We start from the raw sequence: 23,510 nt of genomic DNA on the forward strand, positions 1-23,510 counted from the left end.
GAGGTCCCGCGCGGGATCAGATGCCGGGCATCATCCCGGCGCCCGTCTGCGGCGCCGGGGCGTCGTCCTCCTCGTCGTCCTCGAGGTCGTTCGTGGCGCCCTCGAACTGAGAGGCGTACAGGTGGGCGTAGGCGCCGTCCTGGGCCAGGAGCCCCTCGTGGTCGCCCTGCTCGACGATGTCCCCGTGCTCCATGACGAGGATCAGATCCGCGTCCCGGATGGTCGAGAGGCGGTGGGCGATGACGAAGGACGTGCGGCCCTCGCGCAGGCGGTTCATGGCCTTCTGCACGAACTGCTCGGTGCGGGTGTCGACGCTGGAGGTGGCCTCGTCCAGGATCAGCAGGCTGGGCCGGGCCAGGAACGCGCGGGCGATCGTCAGCAGCTGCTTCTCCCCGGCGGAGATGTTCGAGCCCTCGTCGTCGATCACCGTGTCGAACCCCTCGGGCAGGCGTGCCACGAAGTCGTCGACGTGGGTGGCGCGGGCGGCCTCGTGGACCTCCTCGTCGGTCGCATCGAGGCGCCCGTACCGGATGTTCTCGCGGATCGTGCCCTGGAACAGCCAGGTGTCCTGGAGGACCATGCCGGTGCGTTCGCGCAGCTCCCGACGGGTGAGGTCGCGGATGTCGACGCCGTCGATGGTGATGCGGCCGCCGTCGATCTCGTAGAAGCGCATCACGAGGTTGACGAGCGTGGTCTTGCCCGCGCCGGTGGGACCCACGATCGCGACCGTCTGCCCGGGGTCCGCCACGAGCGAGAGGTCCGTGATGAGCGGACGCTCGGGCGTGTAGGAGAACCGGACGTGCTCGAACTCGACGCGCCCCTCCCGGATCCGGGCCGCGGCGCGGCTCGAGGTCGCCCCGACGGCGTCGGGCTCCTCCTCCTCGGCGTCCAGCAGCTCGAAGACGCGCTCGGCGCTCGCGACGCCGGACTGCAGCATCGTGGCCATCGAGGCGATCTGCGACAGCGGCTGGGTGAACTGGCGTGAGTACTGGATGAACGCCTGCACGTCGCCGAGGGTCATCGTGCCCGAGACGACCTTGAGGCCGCCGACGATGGCGACGGCGACGTAGGACAGGTTCCCCACGAACATCATGAGCGGCATGATCAGCGAGGACACGAACTGGGCCCCGAAGGACGCCTTGTACATCTCCTGGTTGCGATCCTCGAAGCTGCGCGAGGCCTCCTTGCGACGGCCGAAGACGTTGACGAGGTCGTGCCCGCTGAAGGCCTCCTCGACCTCGGCGTTGACGTGTCCGGTGGCGTCCCACTGCTGCTGGAACAGCTTCTGGGACCGGCTGCCGACGATGCCCGTGACCACGAGGGCCAGGGGGATCACGATGAGCGCGATGAGGGTGAGCTGCCAGGACAGCGTGAACATCATGACGACCACGCCGATCACGGTGAGCACCGCGTTGACCAGCCCCGTCAGCGTGTTGACGAGGGTGTTCTGGATATTGTCGACGTCGTTGGTGACGCGGGAGAGGATCTCGCCGCGGCGCATGCGGTCGAAGTAGGACAGCGGCAGGCGGTGGACCTTCTCCTCGATCTGCTGGCGCAGGCGGTGGACCATCTTGAAGATGATGTTGTTCAGCAGCCAGCCCTGGAACCACATGAACAGCGCGGCGACGACGTAGAGGCCGACCACCAGCAGCAGCACCTCGTGCAGGGCCGGGAAGTCGATGCCCTGGCCGGGCGTGACGTCCATGCCGGTGAGCATGTCCGCGAGCCGGTCCTGGCCGCTCGCGCGCATGCCCCCGATGACCTGCTCCTTGGTGGTGCCCGCCGGCAGCTGGGAGCCGATGACGCCCGCGAAGATCAGGTCGGTGGCGTGGCCCAGGATCCGGGGGCCGACGACCGAGAGCGCGACGCCGATGATCCCGACGAGGATCCCGCCGATCGCGTACCACTTCTGGGGCCCGATCTCGGCGAGCAGCCGCTTGGCCGAGGGCCAGAACTGCCGGGCGTTCTGCCCGGGCCGCAGCCCGCGCTCGGCGTCCTTCTGGGAGGCGATCTCGGCGGCCTCCGCCGCCTCGTCGCCGGCGACCGCCGGGGACGCGGTGTTCTTGTCGGCGTTCACGCGACCTCCTCCTCGGCGCCCTGGGAGGCGACGATCTCGCGATAGGTGTCGCTCGTGGCCAGCAGCTCGGCGTGGGCGCCCTGGGCGACGATCCGCCCGCGGTCCATGACGAGGATGAGGTCGGCGGCGGTGATGGTCGAGACGCGCTGGGCGACGATCAGCACGAGGGCGTCGCGGGTCTCGGGCTCCAGGGCGGCGCGCAGGCGCGCGTCGGTGGCCAGGTCCAGGGCGCTGAACGAGTCGTCGAACAGGTACACCTCGGGGCGTGCCACGAGGGCGCGGGCGATGCACAGGCGCTGGCGCTGGCCGCCGGAGACGTTGGTGCCGCCCTGGGCGATCGCCGAGTCGAGGCCGTCGGGCATCGCGGCCACGAAGTCGCGCGCCTGGGCGACGGTCAGGGCGTGCCAGAGCTCCTCGTCGCTCGCGTCGGGCCGTCCGAACCGGAGGTTGGAGGCGACGGTTCCGGAGAACAGGTAGGGCTTCTGGGGCACCAGGCCGATCCGGTCCCAGAGCACCTGGGCCGCGAGCTCACGGACGTTCGCGCCGTCGAGGACCACGCGTCCTCCGGTGGGGTCCATGAGGCGGGGCACGAGGTTGAGCAGGGTGGTCTTGCCGGCGCCGGTGCCGCCGATGATCGCGATCGTCTGGCCCGCGGCCCCGCGGAAGGTGATGTCCTGCAGGACCGGGCTCTCCGCACCGGGATACGTGAACCCGACCTGCTCGAAGGCGAGGTCGGCGTGCCCGGTGACCTCGGTGGCGCCGTGGTCGTCGACCACCACGCTGGTGCGGGTGTCCAGGACCTCGCGGATCCGCTCGGCGGAGACCATCGCGCGGGGGATCATCATCGTCATGAAGGTCGCCATCATGACGGCGATGAGGATCTGGATCAGGTAGGCGATGAAGGCCGTGATCGAGCCGACCTGCATCTCGCCCGAGGCCACCCGCGGCGCGGCGAACCACAGCACGAGCACGCTGGAGCCGTTGAGCATGAGCATGATGATCGGCTGGATGAGGATCATCAGGAGGCCCACGCGGCGGTTGGTGTCGGTCAGGCTCGCGTTGGCCGTCTCGTAGCGCGACTCCTCATAGCTCTCGCGCGTGAAGGCGCGCAGCACGCGGATCCCGGTGATCTGCTCGCGCAGGACGAGGTTGATGCGGTCGATCCGCTCCTGCATCACGCGGAACAGGGGGGCGGCCCGGAAGATGATGAGCCCGACGGCCACCAGCATGACCGGGACCATCACCGCGATCAGCCAGGCGAGCCCGGCCTCCTCGCGCAGCGCCAGGACCACGCCGCCTATGCCCGTGATCGGGGCCTGGACCAGGAAGTTCAGGGAGAAGAACACCAGCATCTGGACCTGCTGGACGTCGTTGGTCGAGCGGGTGATCAGCGAGGCGGGCCCGAAGCGGTGCATCTCGTGACTCGAGTACGTGGCGACCCGGTCGAACACCTGGGTGCGCAGGTCACGGCCCACCTGCATCGCGGAGCGGGCCGCGCAGTAGTTCGCGATGATGATCGCGACGATGTTCCCGAAGGTCACCAGCAGCATCCAGCCGCCCAGGCGCCAGATGGTGTCGATCTCCCCCTTGGCCACGCCCTCGTCGATGATGTCGGCGTTGAGGGTGGGGAGGTAGAGGTTGGCGAGCACGCCGATCGACTGGAAGACGATGACGAGCACGATCCACATCCGGTACGGACGCAGGCTCGCGAGCGCGAGGCGCAGAAGGGTCACGGCGGGGTCCTCTCGGGCGTGCAGGGCGGGGCATCCCCGACGCTGGTCGACACTACCGGCGGGCTCCGACGAACGACATGCGGTTTCCGTCCGCCCGTGGCGAATCCGACCATCCAGGGCCGCTCCCGGCGGGTTCGCTACGGTGGCGGGGTGAGTCGTCGCATGCAGCAGCTCGTCATCGCCTTCGTGGCACTGGCCCTCGCCGTCCCCTTCGGCGCCATCGGCCTGGCGCAGCTCTTCGGTGACCAGGAATCCTCCGAGGAGGTCACGGCCACCGCGGCGACGGACACCCGCGCCGCCGTCGACCCCTCCTCGCAGCCCGAGCCCGCGCCCACCACGGCGCCGGCGCCGCCTGCGGGCCTGACCGAGCAGACCTCCGACGGCGCCCAGGCGACGTTGCGCTACCTCCTCGAGAGCTACGCGTACATGATGGCCACCGGCGACACGCAGGCCTGGACCCAGGGGGTGGATCCGGCGTGCCAGGTGTGCGTCACCTTCATCGCCAACGCCAAGCAGCTCCACCAGCAGGGCGGTTGGGGCGTGGGTGGCGAGTTCACCGTCACCGCCACGAGCTTCGAGGGCACCGGCGAGCCGCCGGCCTCCGGCACCGCCACCGCGGACTTCACCCAGGGCGAGCAGCTGATCATCGACGACCCCGCCAAGGAACCGCTCACCCAGCCGAGCGTCACGGCGCAGATCCAGGCGCGGATGGCATGGGACGGCGAGCGCTGGCGGGTGGGCGACATGTCGATCCTCGAACAGGGCCAGGCGACCTCCGATGCCGGTGGGGCGCAGGGCTGAGCCGATGTCGATGCCCGTCGACCTCGCACGATGCCTGTTCCACCAGCGCACACCGGCCCAGGCGACGGCGCCCGCACTCGTGCCCCTCGGCACCCTGTGCGAGACCGACCCCGAGGCGTACGCCCGCGCCCTGACGAAGTACCAGGACACGCCCGAGCGACGACGACTGCCGGAGACCCGGATCCCGCTCCTGGACGTGCTGTGGACCGAGGTCGTCTTCCTCTCCCCCATCCGCCCGCACGCGATCTGGCGCACGTGGCGCGACGTGGGTGGGATCGAGCTGCCCGAGCAGGAGTTCTGGGCGATCCCCGCAGAGGACGTCCGCCGCCCCGTGGTGCTCGAGCGTCACCTGAGCACCACGGGGGAACCCATCGATCCGCGCGAGGTCCGCGAGTTCGACACCGCGATGTACCGATCCGAGGGCCGGTCGACGCCGGCGAACGAGGACTGGGTGCGGCACCTCCGATCCCAGGGGCGCCGCGGGGCCTGGTTCCACGGCACGCCGCACGTGCTCACGTCGGAGCCGGTGGACCTCGCGCGGGCGCGGGTGATCGGGTGGAGCACGGCGTGAGGTCCGCATCCGCCCTCGCCGCCACCGTCGGAGCCCTCGCCGCGTGGCAGCGCGATGCCGGGCCCGTGCACCTGCACCCCGGGGATCTCGGGTGGGGCGCGATGGCCGGCCAGGAGCGGTTGGCGTCGCGCCTGCGCACCTGGAGCCGCGACGGGGAGGTGCGCGCCATCGGCTTCTTGGACGGGGAGGACCTCCTGCGCCTGGCGATCGATCCCCGGGCCACCGCGGACGCCGCGCTCGCGGCGCGCATCGCCGAGGACATCTGCACGCCCGGCAGCGGGGTGCTCGATGCGCCGCACCCGGCGGTCGAGGCGCGCGGCGCGTCGGCCCTGCGGGCGGCGCTCACGGATCGCGGCTGGGTGAAGGACGAGCCGTGGACGACCTTCCGCCGGGACCTGACCGCACCCGTGGACGACGGGGCCATCCATCGCACGGGCCTGCGCGTCACGGCGGCCCGTCCCGAGGACGCCGAGAGCTGGATGGCCGTGCACCGGTCCGCCTTCGCCGGCGCGGTGCCCGCCGCCCAGGAGCTCGCCGACCTCGCACGGCGATGGGTCGCGATGGTCCGCGGCCCCCTGGCCCGCGACGCCCGGCAGCTCCTGGCCCGGGACGCACAGGGGACGGCCGTGGCGATCATCGCCGTGTGGGGCGCGGGCCGCGGGCGCCCCGGCCTCCTCGAGCCGATGGGGGTGCACGCCGACCATCAGGGCCGCGGGTATGCCACGGCGATCACCCTCGCAGGCGTCCGCGCCCTGCAGGAGATGGGCGCCTCGAGCACCGTGGTCGGCGCCGAGAACTCCAACCTCGGCGCGATGGCGAGCTATGCGTCGTCGGGCTTCGCGGACGATCCGTCGATCCGGGATCTCGTCCCCGGGCGGTAGCAGAACGCGTCCGTCCGGTACGGGATGCCGACGGTGTCCCCCGGCGCGTGCCCGAGGTGCTCGTGGACGTACCAGCGGAGGTTCGCGAGCACCGTCTCGCGGCGTGCGGGCTCGGCGGCGATGACGTAGCTGCGGGTCCGGGCCAGGTCCACCAGCTCGGTCGCGGTGCGACGGTCCTCCCAGCGCACGACGACCCGGTCCACGAGGTCGAGGCCCTCGGCGACGGGCGGCTCGAAGTCGTCCTTCAGCACGTCGCCCGCGTGCATGATCCGTGAGTACCGGTGCACCCAGGGGATCTGCACGTCGAGGGTGTTCCACACCAGCACCAGCACGCCGTCCGGGCGCAGCACCCGGGTGACCTCGCGGCACACGGCGGCGGTGTCGAACCAGTGCCAGGACTGGGCGGCCGTCACGAGGTCCGCGGACGCATCGGGCAGCCCGGTGCTCTCGGCCCGGGCCACGCGGGACGTGACGTGCGGGTCCCCCGCGGCGTCGAGGGCGGTGAGCATGGATCCGCTCGGGTCGATCGCGGTGACCTGCAGCCCTCGTGCGGCCAGGAGCAGGGTGAGCTTCCCGGTCCCGGCCCCGAGGTCCACGGCGTCCCGGGCGCTGGGCCCGGCCCAGCGCCGGATCGTGTCGATCACTGCGGACGGGTAGCCCGGCCGCAGCCGGTCGTAGTCCTCGCCCTGGTCGGCGAAGGCCGCTCCGAGCTCGCGATGGCGCGCGCGGGACGCGAACCGTGGTGCGTCGCGGGCGGAGACGGGCGGGATCGCGGAGGGTGTGTCGGTCACGGATGGATCCTACGGAGCGTCCCGGCGAGGGTGTCCTGCGAGAGGGCCCGGGGGGCGTCCGCGACGCCGGGTCCCCCGACCCGACGTCCCGGGGCGGGCTCCCCCGAGCCCGCCGCCTGCGGTGCGGCCGACCGTGGCGGCGGGCCCCCCGACCCACCGCCACGGGTGCGAGCTCCCCCGAGCCCGCTGCCGCGGCGATCTTCGCAACCCCACCCGGTGGGGTCCCCCGGGGTTCCGTCGATCTGAGGTCAACTCTAGGGAGCGCCCCCGCGGTGGTCGATGGGGAGAACTCCCCGTGGAGGACTCCCCGTGCGGGAGGTCCGCGGTCAGGCCGTCGCGAAGTGGATGGTGGCCGCGGCGGCCAGCGTCAGCGTCGAGCAGAAGCCCAGGCCGAGCTCGACGACGATCCCGATGCCGAGCGTCTTGATGGCCAGCCACGAGGACTCCCAGGCGAGCTTCGGGTCCTTGCGCCGGTACCACTCCGAGCCGTAGAGGCCGAGCACGAACCCGATGAACAGGCCCAGGAACGGGATGACGAAGATGCCCACCACACCCGCGACGAGTCCGACGAGGATCGGCCAGTTGGGGACCTCGGCCTTCTTGAGCTTGCGTCCGGTCAGGACGTAGCTGCAGGTCATGCCGGCGATCGAGAACACGGCGACCAGGGCGAAGCCCACCCAGGCGGGCCAGCCCCCGACGATGATCGCCCACACGAGCATGGTCACCAGGATCGTGATGGAACCCGGCAGGATCGGCAGGACGATCCCGGTCAGGCCGACGAGGAACAGGATCCCCGCGACGATGGTCGCGATGATGTCGAGGGTGAGGGGGTCCACGGGGCCTCCGGGGTGACGGGACACGGTCCGGGCCATCGTACGAGGACGGCGGTGGTGCCTCCGTCCGGGCCCACTGTCATGGAGCGCGATCCGCCGGCGTCCGAGACTCCTGCCACAGAGATGCCTGCGGCGCCCGGGACGAATCCCCCGAACCTCGCAGGTCGCTCGCGCGGACCGCAGCGGGGTCGCTACGGCCGACGAAGCACTGTTATCGGACCTGAGGATCCACCATGGACGCGCCCCGCCCCATCCGCCGCCGCACGATGATCGCCGCGGGGACGGCCTGGGCCGCGCCCACCGCGGTCCTCGCGACGGCGGCACCGGCTCTGGCGGTCAGCGCGTCCTGTGCCTCGGCGTGCCCGAGCCTGGCGTGGGGCGGTGGTGTGAACACGAACGCATGGGTCTGGGAGATCAACGGCAGCTTCGACACGGCTCCGCCCATGCAGCCACCCAGGTCGTACCGGCCGTCCACCGGGAACAACGCGTGCACAGGCGCGTCCGGAGGCACCGGAGGCGGAACCCTTGCCGACGCGATCGTCGTCGAGGCGAACCCCACCCAGGCCACCTCGCCGCAGTACGTCACCTACACCCGGCCTCTCTGCCTCACGAGCGGTTACCGGTACACCTTCGACTTCACGGCCGTGACGTACGGGACCAATGTGCGTGCCGCGTACCTGGACACTGGGATCCTGCGGGCCGGGTCCGCCGTGGCCACCGCCCCGCAGGTCTCGGCACCGGCGGGCAGCACGAACAAGCAGGAGCCGGTCTCCTTCTCCTATGCGCCCGTGGTCTCGGAGAACCTCTCGTTCGAGCTGCGCTGGACGTTCGGCGCGACCCCGCGTCGTACGCGGGATTCTGCAACCAGAATGCCGACGACATCGGCCTCTCGGCGCCCACCATCACCTGCCAGCGACTCTGACACGGGGGCGACGCGCGCGTCCGTGCGGCCCGCTCAGGCCGTGACGGTCACCTCCGAGGTGCGGTCCGGGCGGCGGCGCACGTGGATCTGCTCGGGGATGCGGGTCTTGAGCTCCCCGACGTGCGAGACGATCCCGACGGTGCGCCCGGAGTCGGCGAGGTGGCCGATCTCCTCGATGACGGCGTCGAGCCTCTCGGGGTCCAGGGACCCGAACCCCTCGTCGATGAACAGCGTCTGGATCTGGACTCCTCCCGCCTCGGCGGAGACGATGTCGGCCAGGCCCAGCGCCAGCGCAAGGGACACGAAGAAGGTCTCCCCGCCCGAGAGCGTCTCCGGGACCCGTGACTGATCGGTGCGGCGGTCGACCACCAGGAGGTCCAGGCCGGTGCGGCGGGCACCGCGGGCGCCGGTGTCGCGCAGCAGCTCGAGGTCTGCTCCCGAGAGCTGGCGGAGGCGGGCGTTCGCGGCGACGATCACGTCCTCGAAGCGCCGCATGAGCACGAACGTGGACAGGCGGATCCGGTCGCCGTCGGCGGAGCCGCCGGTCGCGAGGTCCGCGACCCGCACCACGGCGCCCGCGTTCTCGCGCACGGCGACCATCGCGGCGAGCGCCCGGTCCAGGGTCGCGCGGGCCTCCGTCGTGCGGCGCGCGGCCGCGAGCGCCTGGCCTGCCTCCTCGCGCGCCGTGCCCGCGGTGCGTGACGTGGTCTCGACGGCGGCCCCGGCGGCGGTGAGCGCCTCCTCGGCTCGGCGCACGGAGTCCTCGTCGGCCGTGGCGTCCCGGATGCCGGGCTCCGCGAGACCGTCGGCCAGACGGGCCTCGTCGAGGGTGCGGGCGGCGACCCGCGCGCCGCGCCGTTCCCGATCCTGAGAGGTCAGGGCGAATGCGGCGGCGTCCTCGGCACGGGCCGGCAGGGCAGGCGCCTCCCCGTCCTCCCGCAGCCGGGCCGCGGCCTCCTCGCGCGCCACGGTGACCTCCTCGCCCAGCTCGCGCACCCGCTCGCGCCCCCGGGCTGCCTCCAGGACGGCCTCGCGGAGCCGGCCGGCCCACCGGGCGCGGTCGCGGTGCACGGCGCGCCGCCGGGAGACGGATGCGTGCTCACCGCGGGCTTCGGCGACAGCACGGCGGTCGGTGTCCAGGGACTCGGCGGTCGCCTCGAGGGTGGCGCGGAGCGCACCGGCCTTCTCCGCCGACTCCGCGACGCGTCGTCGCAGGGCGGCGGTCTGCTCATCGTGCTCGGCGATGCGCGTCTCGGCCCTGGCGGCGGTCGCGAGCTGGGTGCGGGCCTCGGCGACGGCGGCCTGCGCGGTCTTCTCGGCGGCGACGGCCGTGGGCACGTCCAGGCCCGCGGAGGCGTCGACGGCGGCGTCCAGGCGGGTTCCGGCGACCTCGACGGCGCTGCCGAGGGACGCGGCGGTCGCCTCGGCCGCGACGCGGTGCTTCTCGGCAGCGTCGAGCTGTTCGTCGTCGACCAGCTCCTCCTCGGAGCTCGCGGGGCTCGGGTGCTCTGTCGCGCCGCAGACGGGGCACGGCTGTGCGGGTTCGAGGGACAGGGCGAGCTCGGCGGCGAGGTGCGCGGTGCGTCGACTGCGCAGGGTGTGCTCGGCGTCCGCGGCCTGCTGCGCCTGGACCAGGGCGACGCGGGCCGCCTCGCGGGCGGCCTCGAGCTCGACGGACCGGGCCACGGCGGCACGGGCGGCGGTGAGGCGCCCCTGGGCCTCGTGGGCGGTGACCTGGGCGCCGCTCAGGGCTTCGCCACGTGTGCGGGCCTCGTCCCGCTCCTGGACGAGCGCCTGGCGCGCGGCGGGGCGCGCCTCGAGCTCGACCTGCGTGGAGGTGATGCTCTCCTCGAGCGTCGTGAGGGCGTCCCGGCGAGCTGCGAGCTGCTCGGCGCGCCCGGCGAGGCCGCTCTCGGTCTCCGCGAGACCGGCCAGCTCGCCGGCTCTCGCGGTCTCGTGCTCCTGAGCCGAGGCCAGAGCCGGGGCGGGCTCCGCCTCCTCCGTCCGCGCGGCGAGGTCCGGCACGTCAGCGCGGGCCGCGGCGATGAGCTCGTCCCGCGCGCGGTCGGCACCGTCCGCGGCGAGGGCGGCGGTGTCGCGACGGCCGACGGCCGCGAGCACGGGCCGTGCCGCCTCGTCGAGGCGGAGCGCATGCTGGTCCTCGCGATGCGCGTCCCGCCCCTGGGCCAGGCGTGCCGCGAGGGCGTCGAGCTCCTCCCGGCGGCGGACCCTGCGACGGGTCTCGCGAGCCGCTTCGAGCACGGACCGCGCCGCGCCCTCGGCGGTGACCGCGGCGTCGCGCCGAGCGACGGCCTGCTGGGCGGCGTCCGCGATGGCGGCGCCGATCTCGTCCGCATCGGCGGCCAGGTCGTCGAGCTCGAAGGCGTCCGCCCGGGCCGTGAGCGCGGCGCGGGCCTCGTCCTCGGTGCCGGCGGCCTCGGCGAAGCGCGCGACCTCGCCGGTGAGCGCGCGGCGCGCCTCGGTGACCTCGGCCTTGGCGGCACGGCGCATGACCTCCAGGCGCTTCTCGATCTCCTCGAAGACCTCCGTGCCGAAGACCCGGGTGAGCACCGCCTGGCGGTCCTCGGTGCGGGCCCGGAGGAACCGCGCGAACTCGCCCTGCGGCAGGAGCACCGTCTGGGTGAACTGCTCGCGGGTCAGCCCCACGGCCCGGGCGATCTCGCGCCCCACCTCGTCGAGGCGGGTCGCGATCGGCACGACCTCCTCTCCCAGGCCGCCCTCGCCGGCGAGCACCGGGGCGATGAGGTCCGGGGAGGTGAGGCGCCACAGGATCGCGGACGCCTGCTCCTTCGTGGTCCCGGAGCCGCGCAGCTTGGGCCGCAGGCGCTCGGGCTCGCGGCGCACGCGGTAGATGCCGGAGCCGGTCTCGAACACGAGGTCCACGACGCTGGGCTCGGCGGGGTCGGAGAACTGCGAGCGGATCCGGTCGGGGCTCGCGCCGCTGCCTGCGACGTGCCCGTACAGCGCGTAGACGATCGCGTCGAGGATCGTGGACTTGCCCGAGCCCGTGGGGCCCTCGAGGAGGAACACCCCGCCGGCGCCGATCGCCGCGAGATCGAGGTCCACCTCGTCGCGGAACGGTCCGATGCCTCGCAGACGCAGGTGGTGCAGCTTCATGACGCCTCCTGCCCGGCGGCGCGCACCTGGCGGTAGGCGTCCTCGAGGACGGCATGCTCGGACGGCGTGGGGGCGCCGCCGGTGACGTGGGCGAGGAACTCGTCCATCACCTCCACGGGGTCCGCTCCCCGGGCGACGGCGGGGGCGGCCGCGGCGGCCTCGCGGCCCTCGGGCCGGTACTCGGTCAGCAGCAGGTGGGGGTAGGCGGCGCGCAGCGTCTCCTGGAGGTGCGGGGGGCGGGCCCGGTCGGTGACGACGGCCTTGAGGTGGTCCTCCCCGTGCTCGGGGGCGTGGGACAGGATCTCCTCGAGCGTCCCGTGCAGCTCGGTGAGCGCGCGGGGGACGGGGGTGCGGATCCTCTCGACCGTGGCGACGCCGGGCTCCTCGAGGTCGATCAGGAGCACGGACTTGCCGTGGTCCTTCTCCGAGAACGAGAACGCCAGCGGCGAGCCCGAGTAGTGCGCGGGGCCGCCGACGGAGCGGCTGAGGTCCTGGCAGCCGTGGAGATGCCCGAGCGCGAGGTAGTCGAAGCCGCCGAGGACCGCGGCGGGCACCGAGTCCACCCCGCCGACCCGCAGGTCGCGTTCGGAATCGCTGGGGGTCCCGCCGGTGACGAAGGTGTGGGCGAGCACGACGGTGCGGGCGCCGGGGTGGTCCGCGGCGCGGCGGCGCACGCGGTCCAGGGCCGCCACCGTGACGGCCTCGTGGGAGCGGCCCAGAGGCTGCCCGCCCGCGGGCGCGAGCGCGTGCCGGGCGAGGTCCGGCTCGAGATAGGGCAGGCCGAAGAACAGCACCTCGCCGTGCCGGTCCTCGAGGATCACGGGATGGTCGATCCCGGGGGTGTCGGCGAGGATGTGGACGCCGGCCCGCAGGAGCGGTGCCCCGAAGCCCAGCCGGGTCGCGGAGTCGTGGTTGCCGGGGGTGAGGATCACGGTCGTGACCTCCGCGAGGCGCGCGAGCGTCCGTCCCAGCAGCCGCACCGCCTCGACCGGGGGCACCGCGCGGTCGTAGACGTCGCCCGGGACGACGACGGCGTCGACCTCCCGCTCCGCGACGAGCTCGACCAGCCAGTCGTGGAAGCGCTCCTGGTCACCCTGGAGATCCACCCCGTGCAGGGTGCGTCCCAGGTGCCAGTCCGACGTGTGCAGGATCCTCATGCCCGTCACAGTAGGGGCATCGTCCGACGAACGACGGCACCACCGGGTGACCGCGAGCCCACCCGGTGCCCGAGGACCCGACCCCGCGGTCGGGGCGCCCCCTTCGTCGGCCCCGGGGTCTAGGTTCGAGGCAGAGAGGTCGACCTCGACCCTCTCCTCGATGCCGAGACCTCGGAGGCCCCGATGACCCACTCGCCCGACAGCTCACCCGCATCCGCCGCTCGCTCCACCGCGGAGACGCCCGACGAGCTCTCCGTCGACGTCCTCGTGCTCGGTGCCGGGCCGGTCGGCGAGAACGTCGCGCAGTACGCCGTCGAGGGCACCGAGCTCACCGCGGCCCTGGTCGAGGGAGAGCTCGTCGGCGGCGAGTGCTCCTACTGGGCGTGCATGCCGTCCAAGGCGCTGCTGCGACCCCTCGACGTCGCGGCGAGCGCCGCCCACCTCGACGGCGTGAGCACCCCCGTCGTCGAGCCCGAGGCCCTGCTGGCACGGCGCGACGTCTGGGTCTCGCACTACGACGACGCCTCGCAGGTGCAGTGGGCCGACGGCGCGGGCCTGCAGGTCCTGCGGGGACATGGACGCCTGGTCGGCGAGCGCCTCGTCGAGATCACGACGCACGACGGCCCCGATGCCGCTCCCGCGACGCGTCGCGTCCGCGCCCGCCACGCGGTGGTCCTGGCCACGGGCAGCGTGCCCGTGGTCCCCGACGCCCTGGCCGCGATCCTCCCGTGGGGCTCCCGGGATGCGACCGGCGTCCGGGAGATCCCCGGACGGCTCGTGATCATCGGCGGCGGGGTCGTCGCGAGCGAGGCCGCCACCTGGATGACAGCGCTCGGCTCCCAGGTCACCCTTCTCGTGCGCGGCGCGGGTCTGCTGTCCTCGGACGAGCCCTTCGCGGGCACGGCCGTGGCGTCCGCCCTGCAGGCGGCCGGGGTGCAGGTCGAGACCGGGGTCGAGGTCACCGAGGCCACCCGGGACGGGGCGCGGGACACCGGGACCGGCCGGGTCCACGGCGGGACCGTGCACCTGACGGTGCGGGACCGCGACGGCGGGGGCACCCGCACCCTCGAGGCCGACGAGGTGCTCGTGGCCACCGGCCGCCGGCCCCGCCTGGACGACGTGGGCCTCGACAGCGTGGGACGGACGCCGCAGGACGTCACCGAGGGCCGGCTCCCGTCGTGGCTGTCGGCCGTCGGCGACGCGAGCGGCGAGGCGCCGCTGACGCACTGGGGCAAGTACCGGGCGCGGGTGCTGGGTGATCGGATCCGCGCCGCCGCCCTCGGCGAGGAGCCCGAGCCCGTCCCCGAGGACGTCCCCGTCCCGCAGGTCGTGTTCACCGACCCGCAGGTCGCGAGCGTGGGCCTGACCGAGGCGCGGGCCCGCGCGGCCGGGCACGACGTCGTCACCGCGCGGATCGAGCTGCCCGGGGCGGCGGGGGTCTCCCTGCTGCGGGACGACGCCGCGGGCACCGCCCAGCTGGTCGTGGACCGCGCCACCCACCACCTGCTCGGGGCGACCTTCGTGGGACCGGAGATGGCCGAGGTGGTGCATGCCGCAACCGTGGCGATCGTGGGCCGCGTGCCGGTGGACGTGCTGCGTCACGCCGTCGCCAGCTATCCGACGTCCTCGGAGCTGTGGCTGCGTCTGCTCGAGGAGCTGCCCCGGGAGCTGCGCCGACCGGCCTGAGCCCCGCCCGCGGGCACCGCGTGGCACGATGACGAGGTCGCCGCCCTTCCGGGCGGTGACTACCGGGAGGTCCCCCATGCAGCCCGTCCGCCCCGCGGTCGCCGCGGCCACCGGCGCCTACCTGGCCAACTGCGCGCTGGGGATCTCGGTGGCCCTGCGGCTCGTGGACACCTCGCGCGTGCGCTGGGTGCACCATGGGATGTACGTCGCCACCTCGGCCCTGACCGTCGGGGCGACCGCCGTCTGCGTGGTGCGTCGTCACCCGGCGGCCCTCCCCCTCGCGCTGGCGACGGTCCCCCTGTTCCTGCTGCAGGCGCACGGGTCCCGGCCGCTTCGCCGGCACGCCCGTGACGCAGTCCTCGCGGCCCCCGCCTATGCCGCCGCGGCGGCCCTGACCCGCATCCGGAGCTGATATGGACCTCCTCGACGCCGTCTTCTCCCGCCGCACCACCAACGGCCCGTTCCTGCCGGACCCGGTCCGCCCCGAGCACCAGCAGCTGCTGATCCGCGCCGCCGCGGCCGCGCCGTCGCAGTTCAACAGCCAGCCCTGGCGGTTCGTGCTCATCGAGGACCGCGACACCATCGGCACGATCGCCGAGATCAGCGGCGCCAGCATGACCCGCGTGATGGGTGAGGGCACGTTCTTCCACCGCTACCGGCGGTGGTTCCGCTTCAGCCGTGAGGAGATGGACGCCCAGCGCAGCGGCATGCTCTTCGACCGCATGCCCGCGCTCCTGCGTCCCTTCACCCAGCGCGCCTTCACGCCGTCGGGGCAGAAGCTCATGAACCGCCTGCGGGTCCCTCAGACCCTCGGAGCGGAGAACCGCAAGCTCGTGGCCGGGTCTCCGCTGCTGATCGGCGTGATGCTCGAGCGCGGTGAATACCGGCCCGGGGAGCTGTCGGGCTTCTACTCGGTGTTCTCGATGGGTGCCGCGATGGAGAACCTGTGGCTGACCACGGTCGCGCTGGGCATGGGCATCCAGTTCGTCTCCTTCCCGATGGAGGCTCCCGAGCAGTGGAAGCGGATCGTCGACATGCTCGACGTGCCCGAGGATCTCGAGCTGATGGCCGTGTACCGGCTGGGGTACGTCCCTCGCCAGACGCGGCGCCCCGCGATCGACTGGTCCAGCAGCGAGCGCAAGCGCCCCTCGCAGTTCGTGTTCCGGGAGACCTGCGCGACCCCGCAGACGGGCTGGGACGACGACGGCCGCCCGGGGCATGGCGGCGCCGAAGAGGGGTAGCAGGAGCAGGGAGGGAGCGAGCAGCGGTGGCGGGATCAGCACCGGATCCGGCATCCGCCGCGACGCCGCCCGCTGACCCGGGCGGGGACCTCGCTACCGCTCGTGCACCACGAGCGTGCGGGACACCCCGTGGTGCCGGACCGCCCACGCGCCGGCACCCGACCGTCCCGGCAGCAGAGCGCGCAGCTCCGCCGGGGTCCGCGCACGCCGGATCGACAGCAGTCCGTCGCAGCGCAGGAACGTCCGGCGTCCGACCAGCGGCAGGGTCAGGACCCACCAGGTGGCCCAGGCCAGTCGGGAACGCCGCAGGTCCCCATGGACGGCGAACGACCGGGCGAGCACGACGGAGTCCGCGAGCAGCGCCGTGAGCGCGGCGTCGTCCAGGTGGTGCAGCACGTGGTTGGAGACGACGACGTCGTAGCGGTCCCCGGCGGCGACCAGCTCGGAGGACAGCGCGGAGACCCACCGAGGGTCCACCCCCGTGCCCGCACCGTCACCCCTGCGCGCGAAGGCACCGGCCCGCGGGTCGGGGTCCGCCCCGGTGACGCGCACCCGGAGCCCATCGGCGCGGGCCCACTGCGCGAGGGCTCGCGTCACGTCCCCTCCCCCGCTGCCCAGGTCCAGCAGCGTGGCCTGCCCGCGGGCGGCCTCCGCCTCGCGCAGCGAGGGTCGCAGCAGCCGACGATAGAGGCCACGCCATCCCGAGAGGGACCGGTTGACCAGGGAGAACTGGGCGTAGGTGCGGTCCAGCGCGACCGGGTCGCAGGCCGGATCGTCCATGAGCTCGACCTCGCCGACGGCCCGCCTCATCGTCCGTCGCCCTCGGGGACATGCAGGAGCGCGCTCTCGATGCTGAGCCCCGGGCCGAAGGCCATCGCCCCGACCAGGCCCGTCGCGCCCGCGGCCAGCAGCCGGCGGAGCACCAGCAGGATCGTCACGCTGCTGACGTTGCCCTGCTCGGCGAGCACCCGACGGGACGCGGCCATGGCATCCTCCGACAGCGCCAGCCGCGCGGCGACGCGGTCGAGGATCTCGCGCCCGCCCGGGTGGACCGCCCAGTGGTCGACCTGCCCGACCGAGCGGCCGGCGCGGGCCAGCAACGGGTCCAGCGCCGCGGTGACGTGCTCGTCGATGATCCTCGGGACGGCCGCGCCGAGCACCATCTCGAAGCCCTCGTCGCCGATCGCCCAGGCCAGCTCGCCCTCCCCCGCCGGTGCCAGCGCGGTCTCCTGATCGAGCAGCTCGGGCAGGGCGACGCCCTCCGGAGCGGGGCGGGCGCTCAGGAGCACCGCGGCGGCTCCGTCGGCGAACAGGGCGTTGCCCAGGATCGTGTCGGGGTCATTGCGCACGTGCAGGTGCAGGGTGCACAGCTCGACGCACACGACGAGCACGACGGCGTCCGGGTCCGCGGCGCAGAACCCTGCGGCCGTCCGCAGGGCGCCGAAGGCCGCGTTGCAGCCCATGAAGCCCAGGTGGACGCGCGCGACATCGGCACGCAGCCCCAGGTCCGCGACGAGCCGCACGTCGGGTCCGGGCGCGAAGAACCCGGTGCAGGACACCGTGACCACGTGGGTGATCAGACCGGCGTCCAGGTGCGGGGCATCGGTCAGCGCGGCGCGCGCGGCGGCGGCGAACAGGCCCGGTGCCTCCTGGGCGTAGACGCGGTTGCGGACTCCCGTGGTCGGGCTCTGCAGCGCACCGGTCACGGCGTCCCGATAGTCCCCCGCGCCCCACGGGGGCGCATCGGCCGAGAGCTCGGGAAGGACGGTGCGGCGGCTGTCCACGCCGGCATTCGCGAAGACCGCACGTGTCAGGCGCGCCCCGAGGCGCGACATGCCCGGCTGCTCGGCGAACAGCTCGGCGATCTGCGGCTGCGCGATGCGGGTGGGTGGCAGCGCCTCGCCCGTTCCGTGGATCAGGGGCCGCGTCATGCGCAGGCCCCCGTGCTCCGACGGCGTGCGCACGCCGTCCGCGCCCTCTCGGACCTCGTACCCATGGTGACCACCCAGCCCGGCGACGTGCCGCACGACCTGTGCGCCCCGTCCCACCTCGATGCTAGCCCCGGCCCGCATACGATGCGTCCCATGAGCACCTCGACGACGGGACCCGACGCCGCGGCCTCCGTGGTCGATCCCCAGCTGGCCCGCACCTTCGACCTGCGCCTGGCCCGCTACGGCGACGAGCTGCGCCGGGGCCTGCGGACCTGCTACGGCGATCGCGCCGAGGCGACCTTCGAACGCCTGCTGGCCGTCGCCGCCGCGGCCATGTCCGCGCGGCCCGAGGCGCTCCGCATCCGGGACGAGGCCAGCCTGCTGTCCCCGGACTGGCTGCAGGATCCGCGCATGCTCGCCTACGTCGCCTACGTCGACCGCTTCGCCGGGACCCTCGACGGCGTGCGCGGACGGCTGGACCATCTCGATGCCCTGGGCGTCACCCACCTGCACCTGCTGCCGCTGCTGGACCCCCGCCCCGGGGACAGCGACGGCGGCTACGCGGTGCGGGACTTCCGCGCGGTGCGCGCCGACCTCGGCACCATGGAGGACCTCGCCGCCCTGGCCACCGCGCTGCACGCCCGCGGCATGAGCCTCGAGCTGGACCTGGTGCTCAACCATGTGGCCGCCGAGCACGAATGGGCGCAACGCGCCCGCGCGGGCGAGGAGCGGTACCGCGACTACTTCCTCACCTACCCCGATCGCGAGATGCCCGACCGCTGGGAGCGCACCCTCCCCGAGGTCTTCCCCGATTTCGCCCCGGGGAACTTCACCTGGGACGAGGCCATGGGGCGGTGGGTGTGGACCACCTTCAACACCTTCCAGTGGGACCTGGACTGGTCCAACCCCGACGTCCTCGTCGAGTTCGCCGAGATCATCTGCCACCTCGCCAACCGGGGCGTCGACGTGCTGCGCCTGGACGCGATCGCCTTCACCTGGAAGCGGGAGGGGACCGACTGCCAGAACCAGGAGGAGGTCCACCAGCTCACGCAGGTGCTGCGCGCCGTGGCCCGGATCGCCGCCCCCGCCCTGGCCTTCAAGGCCGAGGCCATCGTGGGCCCGCAGGACCTCATCGGCTACCTGGGCACCGGCGAGCACGCCGGGAAGGTCTCCGACATGGCGTACCACAACACGGTCATGGTCCAGCTGTGGTCGGCCCTGGCCTCCCGGGACACGGGGCTGCTCGCGGTCGCCCTCGGGCGCTTCGCCCGCAAGCCCGCGAGCACCACCTGGGCCACCTACGTGCGCTGCCACGACGACATCGGCTGGGCGGTCGACGACCAGGACGCCCGCGACGCGGGACTGGACCCCTTCGCGCACCGCGCGTTCCTGTCGTCCTTCTACGCGGGTGACGTCCCGGGATCCTTCGCCGAGGGACTCGTCTTCCAGCACAACCCCGCCACCGGGGACCGACGGATCAGCGGGTCGCTGGCCTCCCTGGCCGGGCTCTCCCGCGCCCTCGGGCCCGCAGGATCACAGGTCGACGGTGCCGTGCACCCGTCGCCCGGCACGGACGCGAGCACGGAGGTCGAGATCGGCCGATCCGTGGATCGGATCCTCCTGCTGCATGCCGCGATGCTGGGATTCGGCGGGCTGCCGCTGCTGTACATGGGCGACGAGATCGCCCTGCTCAACGACACGGGCTTCGCCCGGGAGCCCGACCATGCCGCCGACAACCGCTGGGCGCATCGCCCGGTCATGCCGTGGGAGGCCGTCGCCGCCGCGGAGGAGGACGTGCGGGCCGAGGGCGGGCCCCGGACGCCGGCGGGCCGGGTGCTGGCGGGACTGCGCCATCTCGTCGCGGTCCGGGCATCGACGCCGCAGCTCCACGCCTCCGTCGAGTCCCAGGTCCTGGGCGGTGCCGACCGGCGCCTGCTGCTCCTGCACCGCGACCACCCCGAGGGCGTCATGCTGCAGGTGCTCAACGTGTCCGAGGACCCCGTCGACCTCGATCCGACCGCGCTGCGCGATGCCGTGGGCACGGCGCCGCGGGAGCTCCTGTCCGGGCACGGCTGGGACCTCGCGGTTCCGCGCGTGAGCATCGCGCCGTACCAGGTGCTCTGGTTCGTCGAGTCCTGACGGACACGTCGCGACGCGGGCCACCGGGCTCGGGCACTCAGGGGAGCCGCGCGCCGCCGTCGATCAGCGGCGCAGGCGGTACCTCAGCGCGAACGCGGCGCCGCCGAGCACCAGCAGCCCGAGGGCGGTCAGCGCGATCGGCGCGAGCTCCGCACCTGTGCGCGGGAGCCGGCCGGACGGGGCGCCCGCCGCCGTGGACCCGGGCATCGACGAGGCAGACCCCGGCGTGGTCGACCCCGTCGACGTCCCGCTCGGTGCGGCCCCGCCGGTGGACGTCGGGGCGTCGCTCGGCGTGGGGGCATCGGTGGGCGTCGGGGTGGAATCCCCGGGGGCGTCCGTGAAGCCGCCCGCCAGGCCCAGCACCAGCGGGTTGTGGTCCGAGGAGGCGAACGGCCCCTCCTCGTTGAGCTCGACGACGTTGGTGCGCTGGCGGCTGTACAGGGCCAGCGGCGACTCGGGCCCGTTGATGCCCCAGTCGTCGGCGCCCGTGATCCGGGCGGCGGCCGACCTGTTGGCCAGCACGTGGTCCAGGGATCCCACGGCGCCGTCGAAGCTGTAGGACCAGCCCTCGGGGTCGTGGGTGCTCGCGACGTCGACGTAGCCCTTGTCGTAGAACACGTGGAGGGGCTCCTCCTGGGTGTAGGCGTTGAAGTCGCCGCCCAGCAGCACGTCCTGCACGCCCAGACGGGCCTGGGTGTCGGCCACCCACGTGTCCAGCGCCCACGCCTGCAGGAGACGCGAGGTGCGGGAGTTGCCCTGGACCGGATCCGCCGGGAGGTTCGCGTCCGCGGCGTCCTTGGAGCCCTTGGACTTGAGGTGATTGACGACGAAGAGGAACGGCGTGCCCTCGCGGCCGTCCGGGGCGACGGGGACGAACACCTGGCCCAGCGGCTCGCGGGCGTTGGAGAACGCCGGATCGCCGACGAGGACCTGCGCGTCGCCGACGGGGCGGGCGAGCGCGGGCTTGTAGATGATCGCGTTGGTGATGACGTCCTGGCCGCCGTCGCTGCCGTGGGCCGCGTAGGCGCCGGCCGTGGGCACGTATGCCCAGGTCCCTGCGCCGTCCCGCGCGTTGAGCGCGGCGACCAGGGTCGCGGTCGCCTCGTCGGGCTCCTCGCCGAGGCGCGCGGAGTTCTCGATCTCCATCAGGCCCACGACGTCGCCGCCGGTCGCGGAGATCGCCGAGACGATCTTCTGCTGCTGACGGGCCAGGCCCGCCGCGTCCCAGGCGCCGCGCGGTGCGCAGCCCTCGCGCACCGAGGTGCCCGTGCCGTCCATGTCGGTGTAGGGCACGCAACCGGGCACGGAGTCCCCGAGGGTGGTGAAGTAGTTGAGCACGTTGAAGGTGCCCACCTGCAGGTCGCCGCCCACCTCGGCGGGGGCATCGGTGCGGGTGTCCTCGAAGTCGATGCCGTCGGTCCCGGGCGAGGTCCACGGGCCGGTGGGGTTCAGGCGCCACCGGTCGAAGGAGAAGGCGACGACGACGGGACGGGTGAACGTGGGGTGGGATCCGACGCGCACGGGCTCCTCGGTGCTGAGGTAGCTCATGGGCTGGGTCGGGTTCTGGCCGAAGTTGGTGGTCCTGCCGTCGTCGAGCAGCACCGTCTGCGCGGCCTGCGCCTGCTGGATCGCCGTGGCCTCCGGGCCGGGGCGGTGGGTGTCGCCGGCCTGACGGTGCGGCGCGTCGCCGATGGCGAGCACGACCTCGCCGAACCGGTGGGTCTCGTAGACGTCGGTGACGGTGAAGTCACCGGGCGCGGGCTGGTAGAGCATGCTCTCCAGGCCCTCGCGCTCGGCCGCGTCGGTCGGGAAGCGGTCGAGGGTGACCGGGCGCACCGCGGGGGCGGGCGTGTCGGCCGCGGACAGCCCGCCGGAGCGTACGGTGATCTGGGTCGAGCCGTTGTACTCCGAGACCGCGCCGGTCACACGCACGGAGTCCCCGATCCGGGCGGCGGCCACGGTGTCGGGCGAGTACACGAACAGGCCGGTCGAGGCCGCCTTGGCGGCGGGGTCGATCGGTCCTCCGGTGCCGCCGGTCTGGATCACGTAGCCGCTCAGCCCACCGGTCGCGTAGACGGCGGTGACGACGCCCTCGGTGGTGACGGTCCGGCCCGCGAGCGGCGAGGAGGCGCCGGTGCCCTGGATCTCGGCGATCGGCACGACGGTCCCGGGCGGGTCGGTGGGATCCGGAGGATCGGTCGGATCCGTCGGCCCGGTGGCGCCGCCCGTCGTCGACTCCGGGGTCGGGGCTCCGGCGACGAAGTCCGTCGAGTTCTCCCCGGTCGCCGCCCTGCGTGCGATCGAGGTGGTGTTGCTGGTCGCGGGGGCGGGGGCCGTGCCCGAGAACGTCGTGGCCGTGCCCCAGCCCACCAGGTCCAGGACCGCGGGGTCGCTGCCGCAGGCGGCGCCGGTGCAGGCCAGGGTGCCGCTCGCGTCGGAGAGGGCGAAGACGCCGCTGGTCACCGAGACGGCGATCGTGCCCTCCGCGTCGGGCGACGGCAGGGCGGTGGTGCCTCCGGCGCCCTTGCCGAGCTGGATCAGGGAGGTCGCGCCTGCCGGGATCGACCCCGTGAGCTTCAGGACGTTGCGCGCGTCGAAGGTGCCGGTGGCCGAGGAGTACTGCAGCGTCCAGCCCTCGATGCTCACCGCGGCGCCGCTGGAGTTGTGCAGCTCGACGAAGTCGTGGGTGTACGTGGCGCCGGAGTTGCCGCCACCTCCGTAGACCTCCTGGATCACGACGTCACCGGGGGTGACGGTCGCCGCGAGCGCCGGGGCGGCGAGCATCGGCACCAGGGCCAGCGCCGGGACGGGCAGGAGGGCCAGCAGCGCGGTCCGACGACGGCGGGACGTGGGAGTGGGCGAGGGCATGAGGGGCTCCAGTGCTCGGCACGGCGGGGATCCGGGAGAAGGGCAGGGTGTCGGGGTCGGACGAGAAGCGGATCGGGTCCGGCCGGACGGCGCACCGGCGTGCCGGGCGGGGCGTCCGAGGAGACGGCGACGGTGCCCGGCCGGAGGTCCGGGCCGGGCACCGCAGGGATCAGCCGCGCAGGCGGCGACGGATCGCGAGGGCGCCGATGCCGAGCACGACCAGGGCGGCGGCCGCGGCGATGTACGGGGCCACGTCGGTGCCGGTCCTCGGGAGGCGGCCGGGGGCGCCTGCCGCGGTCGAGCCGGATGGCGTGCCCGTCGAGGTGGGCACCGCCGCCGAGGAGCTGGACGGGCTCGGGGCCGGGGCGCTGGTGGTCGGGGCGGGCGCACTCGGGGTGGGCGCTGCCGTGCAGTCGCCGCCGGCGGTCACCTCGAGCTGCCGGGACACCGCGGTGCCGGTGTCCGGGGTCGCGGTCACCGTGACGTCGTGCACCCCGGTGGGGAGGCACTGCGGGACGGCCAGGTCGAGCGTGGCGCTCCACTGGCCGGTCTCGGCGTCCTGCGTGTAGGGGGCGGTCGTGGTCCTGCCGTCGATGGTGACGGAGACGCTGTCGACGCGCGGGGCGCCCAGGCTGCGGGACTCGAGCGTGCTCAGCGTGATCCTCCAGGGATCCGCCTCGGTGCCGGCCGCATCGGGGTCGGCGATCGAGAAGCCGATCCCGCGCTGGGAGTAGTCGGGGG

At 73.7% G+C, this 23,510-nt stretch carries 17 protein-coding genes; 7 read left to right on the forward strand and 10 right to left on the reverse strand.

The window, feature by feature from the left end:
- Positions 1-16 precede the first annotated feature (16 nt).
- Complete coding sequence (locus ACT3TZ_RS12770) at positions 17-2,077, reverse strand: ABC transporter ATP-binding protein (RefSeq protein ID WP_444583808.1); 2,061 nt, start codon at positions 2,075-2,077, stop codon at positions 17-19.
- A complete protein-coding gene (locus tag ACT3TZ_RS12775) occupies positions 2,074-3,810 on the reverse strand; it encodes an ABC transporter ATP-binding protein (RefSeq protein ID WP_444583809.1) in 1,737 nt (578 codons plus the stop codon). Before ACT3TZ_RS12775 ends, ACT3TZ_RS12770 begins: the two co-directional genes overlap by 4 nt.
- A 150-nt stretch (positions 3,811-3,960) precedes the next feature.
- Between ACT3TZ_RS12775 and ACT3TZ_RS12780 the strand changes: the two genes are divergently transcribed.
- From ACT3TZ_RS12780 to ACT3TZ_RS12790, 3 genes are read left to right on the forward strand one after another with little or no spacing between them, the layout of a single operon-like run.
- Positions 3,961-4,611, forward strand: a complete 651-nt coding sequence (locus tag ACT3TZ_RS12780; protein ID WP_444583810.1) for a DUF6318 family protein — start codon at positions 3,961-3,963, stop codon at positions 4,609-4,611.
- Between the two features lie 4 nt (positions 4,612-4,615).
- Positions 4,616-5,182 (forward strand): hypothetical protein, encoded by a 567-nt coding sequence (locus tag ACT3TZ_RS12785; RefSeq protein ID WP_444583811.1) that lies wholly within the window; start codon positions 4,616-4,618, stop codon positions 5,180-5,182.
- On the forward strand, positions 5,179-6,063 hold the full coding sequence (locus ACT3TZ_RS12790; protein WP_444583812.1) for a GNAT family N-acetyltransferase: 885 nt from the start codon (positions 5,179-5,181) through the stop codon (positions 6,061-6,063). The genes ACT3TZ_RS12785 and ACT3TZ_RS12790 overlap by 4 nt, the downstream gene beginning before the upstream one ends.
- Here ACT3TZ_RS12790 and ACT3TZ_RS12795 read toward each other — a convergent pair.
- From ACT3TZ_RS12795 to ACT3TZ_RS12810, 4 genes are all read right to left on the reverse strand, one after another.
- Positions 6,003-6,854 carry a class I SAM-dependent methyltransferase gene (locus tag ACT3TZ_RS12795; protein WP_444583813.1) on the reverse strand — a complete coding sequence of 284 codons (852 nt, stop codon included), beginning with the start codon at positions 6,852-6,854 and terminating at the stop codon, positions 6,003-6,005. The genes ACT3TZ_RS12790 and ACT3TZ_RS12795 overlap by 61 nt on opposite strands.
- Positions 6,855-7,180: 326 nt before the next feature.
- Positions 7,181-7,714: a DUF456 domain-containing protein gene (locus tag ACT3TZ_RS12800; RefSeq protein ID WP_444583814.1), complete on the reverse strand. Its 534-nt coding sequence runs from the start codon at positions 7,712-7,714 to the stop codon at positions 7,181-7,183.
- Positions 7,715-8,642: 928 nt separating this feature from the next.
- The gene (locus ACT3TZ_RS12805; protein WP_444583815.1) at positions 8,643-11,747 is read right to left on the reverse strand and encodes an AAA family ATPase; all 3,105 of its coding nucleotides are present in this window, start codon (positions 11,745-11,747) and stop codon (positions 8,643-8,645) included.
- Positions 11,744-12,904, reverse strand: coding sequence for an exonuclease SbcCD subunit D (locus ACT3TZ_RS12810; protein WP_444583816.1), 1,161 nt, complete (start codon positions 12,902-12,904; stop codon positions 11,744-11,746). The genes ACT3TZ_RS12805 and ACT3TZ_RS12810 overlap by 4 nt, the downstream gene beginning before the upstream one ends.
- Before the next feature lie 183 nt (positions 12,905-13,087).
- On the opposite strand from ACT3TZ_RS12810, the gene ACT3TZ_RS12815 reads away from it, so the two are divergent.
- The 3 genes from ACT3TZ_RS12815 (at position 13,088) to ACT3TZ_RS12825 (ending at position 15,831) form a co-directional block, all read left to right on the forward strand.
- Positions 13,088-14,590 carry a dihydrolipoyl dehydrogenase family protein gene (locus tag ACT3TZ_RS12815; RefSeq protein WP_444583817.1) on the forward strand — a complete coding sequence of 501 codons (1,503 nt, stop codon included), beginning with the start codon at positions 13,088-13,090 and terminating at the stop codon, positions 14,588-14,590.
- 76 nt (positions 14,591-14,666) lie between these two features.
- Positions 14,667-15,002, forward strand: a complete 336-nt coding sequence (locus ACT3TZ_RS12820; protein WP_444583818.1) for a hypothetical protein — start codon at positions 14,667-14,669, stop codon at positions 15,000-15,002.
- Between the two features lies 1 nt (position 15,003).
- On the forward strand, positions 15,004-15,831 hold the full coding sequence (locus tag ACT3TZ_RS12825; protein WP_444583819.1) for a nitroreductase family protein: 828 nt from the start codon (positions 15,004-15,006) through the stop codon (positions 15,829-15,831).
- A gap of 93 nt (positions 15,832-15,924) precedes the next feature.
- Here ACT3TZ_RS12825 and ACT3TZ_RS12830 read toward each other — a convergent pair whose 3' ends face one another.
- Together ACT3TZ_RS12830 and ACT3TZ_RS12835 are read right to left on the reverse strand one after the other, a co-directional pair.
- Entirely contained in the window at positions 15,925-16,641 is a 717-nt protein-coding gene (locus ACT3TZ_RS12830) for a methyltransferase domain-containing protein (RefSeq protein WP_444583820.1), read from the reverse strand.
- The gene (locus tag ACT3TZ_RS12835; RefSeq protein ID WP_444583821.1) at positions 16,638-17,762 is read right to left on the reverse strand and encodes a type III polyketide synthase; all 1,125 of its coding nucleotides are present in this window, start codon (positions 17,760-17,762) and stop codon (positions 16,638-16,640) included. Before ACT3TZ_RS12835 ends, ACT3TZ_RS12830 begins: the two co-directional genes overlap by 4 nt.
- Positions 17,763-17,915: 153 nt before the next feature.
- Here ACT3TZ_RS12835 and ACT3TZ_RS12840 point away from each other — a divergent pair, with 153 nt between their 5' ends.
- Positions 17,916-19,901 carry an alpha-amylase family protein gene (locus ACT3TZ_RS12840; protein ID WP_444583822.1) on the forward strand — a complete coding sequence of 662 codons (1,986 nt, stop codon included), beginning with the start codon at positions 17,916-17,918 and terminating at the stop codon, positions 19,899-19,901.
- A gap of 63 nt (positions 19,902-19,964) precedes the next feature.
- Here ACT3TZ_RS12840 and ACT3TZ_RS12845 read toward each other — a convergent pair whose 3' ends face one another.
- Together ACT3TZ_RS12845 and ACT3TZ_RS12850 are read right to left on the reverse strand one after the other, a co-directional pair.
- The gene (locus ACT3TZ_RS12845) at positions 19,965-22,769 is read right to left on the reverse strand and encodes an ExeM/NucH family extracellular endonuclease (protein WP_444583823.1); all 2,805 of its coding nucleotides are present in this window, start codon (positions 22,767-22,769) and stop codon (positions 19,965-19,967) included.
- Positions 22,770-22,938: 169 nt separating this feature from the next.
- Positions 22,939-23,510, reverse strand: a 572-nt coding sequence (locus tag ACT3TZ_RS12850) for an LPXTG cell wall anchor domain-containing protein (RefSeq protein WP_444583824.1), incomplete at its 5' end; no start/stop codon positions are given.

It is taken from the genome of Brachybacterium sp. AOP25-B2-12 (genome assembly GCF_052378625.1).
Classification (GTDB): Bacteria; Actinomycetota; Actinomycetes; order Actinomycetales; family Dermabacteraceae; genus Brachybacterium.

What these genes read in the sequence shown, in the direction of transcription:
- ACT3TZ_RS12785 (WP_444583811.1), top strand. Translation starts at nt 4,616, where the DNA reads ATGTCGATGCCCGTCGACCTCGCACGATGCCTGTTCCACCAGCGCACA.
- ACT3TZ_RS12805 (WP_444583815.1), bottom strand. Translation starts at nt 11,747, where the DNA reads ATGAAGCTGCACCACCTGCGTCTGCGAGGCATCGGACCGTTCCGCGAC.
- ACT3TZ_RS12810 (WP_444583816.1), bottom strand. Translation starts at nt 12,904, where the DNA reads ATGAGGATCCTGCACACGTCGGACTGGCACCTGGGACGCACCCTGCAC.
- ACT3TZ_RS12815 (WP_444583817.1), top strand. Translation starts at nt 13,088, where the DNA reads ATGACCCACTCGCCCGACAGCTCACCCGCATCCGCCGCTCGCTCCACC.
- ACT3TZ_RS12820 (WP_444583818.1), top strand. Translation starts at nt 14,667, where the DNA reads ATGCAGCCCGTCCGCCCCGCGGTCGCCGCGGCCACCGGCGCCTACCTG.
- ACT3TZ_RS12825 (WP_444583819.1), top strand. Translation starts at nt 15,004, where the DNA reads ATGGACCTCCTCGACGCCGTCTTCTCCCGCCGCACCACCAACGGCCCG.
- ACT3TZ_RS12830 (WP_444583820.1), bottom strand. Translation starts at nt 16,641, where the DNA reads ATGAGGCGGGCCGTCGGCGAGGTCGAGCTCATGGACGATCCGGCCTGC.
- ACT3TZ_RS12835 (WP_444583821.1), bottom strand. Translation starts at nt 17,762, where the DNA reads ATGACGCGGCCCCTGATCCACGGAACGGGCGAGGCGCTGCCACCCACC.
- ACT3TZ_RS12840 (WP_444583822.1), top strand. Translation starts at nt 17,916, where the DNA reads ATGAGCACCTCGACGACGGGACCCGACGCCGCGGCCTCCGTGGTCGAT.
- ACT3TZ_RS12845 (WP_444583823.1), bottom strand. Translation starts at nt 22,769, where the DNA reads ATGCCCTCGCCCACTCCCACGTCCCGCCGTCGTCGGACCGCGCTGCTG.